The organism is Bacillus sp. AP50 (genome assembly GCF_040492675.1).
GTDB classification, from domain to species: domain Bacteria; phylum Bacillota; class Bacilli; order Bacillales; family Bacillaceae_G; genus Bacillus_A; species Bacillus_A cereus.
Map to the genome: position 1 here is coordinate 1 of NZ_JBEUTW010000697.1, position 2087 is coordinate 2087.

A 2087-nucleotide genomic window follows, 5' to 3' on the forward strand; every position below is an offset into this window, starting at 1 on the left:
AATCCCTTATATTTTGAAAAAGTTTTTTCAAAATATAAGGGATTTATAATTTATTTTTAAATTATTGTATAAAAGGACTTCAACTTTTGGTTACATAAATACCTTCTTATCTTTTTTAAAACGCTCTGTATGCATTTTCTTAGTTGTTAATACCACTTTCTGTGGAATCTTATATAATGGTAGTTTATCTTTACAGAACTCTCTTAATCGCTTTCTAAATTCACTTACACTTTCATTTGTACTTAATTTAACCACAGCCTTAACCATTTGCCCTGTGATTGCATTTTTTTCACCAACAACAGCAACCTCCTCTACTCCATCCATTAGCTGTATTACATTTTCAACTTCAGCTGGAAATACTTTTTCTCCGCCAATATTTATAATCTCTGATTTTCTTCCTAAAATTTTAATATAATCTCCATCTACTTCCACCATATCTCCTGTCATAAGCCAGCCATCTTGAGTAAATGGACTCGGAGCATTAATATAACCAATCATTGTAGACATTGACTTGATCTGCAACATTCCATCCACTACTCTTGATTCAATATTCTTATCGCTTAGTTTGATCCACAAAGAATCATTCGATTTAGATTGTGAATATAAAACTCCATATTCTGACAACCCATACATTTGTGTAATTTTAACATGAGGGAATATTTCATTTATTTTACTTAGTGTAGCCTCAGGCATAACTTCTGATCCATAAGAAATGGTCTGCAAACTATTTAAATTATACTTTTTATAAACCTCACTCAGTATAAGTAGATTTATAAAAGTTGGTGATGCGGGTAAAGCTTGTACTTGATGTTTCTCAATCATTTTACATACTCGATTAGGGGTACGATCATCAATAATTACCAAACACCCTGAGCTGGAAATAATTTGGAATAGAGTATTAACTCCTCCAATGTGATCAAATAACATAAATGGTATAACACGTTTTACACTCCTTGCGACACTGTACTTCTTTTGAAGTAATGTAAAATCATGTACAATTGCTTTACTACTTCCGGTTGTACCAGATGAAAACAATACTAATCCTGGATGTTTTAACTTTTTCAGTTGTAATAATAATTCATTTTGAATGTAATCCCTTTGTATATTGATTATTTCAAAGCTTCCCCTTTCAACTTTAATTACATTTTCTAATTCAACTATTTCATAGTATTCTTTCTTCTTACTGTCAACCAATGAATTTAATATCGGTACTACAGTACATCCTAATTCAATAAGTGCTAAAAACATTGCTATAGAGTATGGAGAATAATCCGCTTCCAAAGAGACTATTGTATAATCCATCTTTCTATGTTCATTTAACTCCCTTGTATAAATCTTTATTTGATTTAGAAACCACTCATATGTGTAAGTTTTATCCTCCCAAACAATAGCTTCGCATTCTTTATTCATTTCAAATCTTTCAAGTAAAAAATCAATATGCATACCTAACCTCCTTTTAAATTTTCTCCTTTAATATTTTGTTATGTTAGTGATTTTAATTGTTCCTGGCATTCTAAAATATACGCAACTAATGTTTCTATTGTTTTAAATGGGCTATTATGTTGTGACATTGTATCTAAATTCACCAAATCAACTGATAAACCCAATTCATCTTCTAAGCCTTGTTCAATACTTACCAATAAAGATACCAGCCCTAACGAATCTAAATACCCCTCCCAATCATAAAGATGTGCTTTCAAGCCTTTTTCAAGATCAATTTTATTTTCAAGATTTTCATTCACTTCTTCAACACAGCACAATACGATTTGAATAACCTTTTCTTTATTTGTATCTTCCAAGTAAATACACTCCTTTTTATAAATCATCTTTTTACTATGAAGATTTCCTTCCGGCAATTGTAGTAGTATATAACCTGAACACTAAATACACTTATTCTTCTACTGATAAAGTTTGTAAGTATACGTAGTAGCCTTACTCTACTTCTCTCAATTATCTTTTCCCTATTAAGACTGAAGACTATAATTATGTTGCAGAAGAAATAAAATATTTTCATGTAAGACACACTCTCTATTAATAATATCCATCATTATCAAATTAAAAGATTCGAGATCACTTAAGTTACTATC

General features: G+C 30.1%; 2 protein-coding genes. Both read right to left on the bottom strand.

Annotated features, from left to right (window positions below):
- Nucleotides 1–90: 90 nt before the first annotated feature.
- A complete protein-coding gene (locus ABWK52_RS28540) occupies nucleotides 91–1443 on the bottom strand; it encodes an ANL family adenylate-forming protein (RefSeq protein WP_098542124.1) in 1353 nt (450 codons plus the stop codon).
- Between the two features lie 38 nt (nucleotides 1444–1481).
- A complete protein-coding gene (locus ABWK52_RS28545; RefSeq protein WP_016090626.1) occupies nucleotides 1482–1799 on the bottom strand; it encodes a hypothetical protein in 318 nt (105 codons plus the stop codon).
- Nucleotides 1800–2087 lie beyond the last annotated feature (288 nt).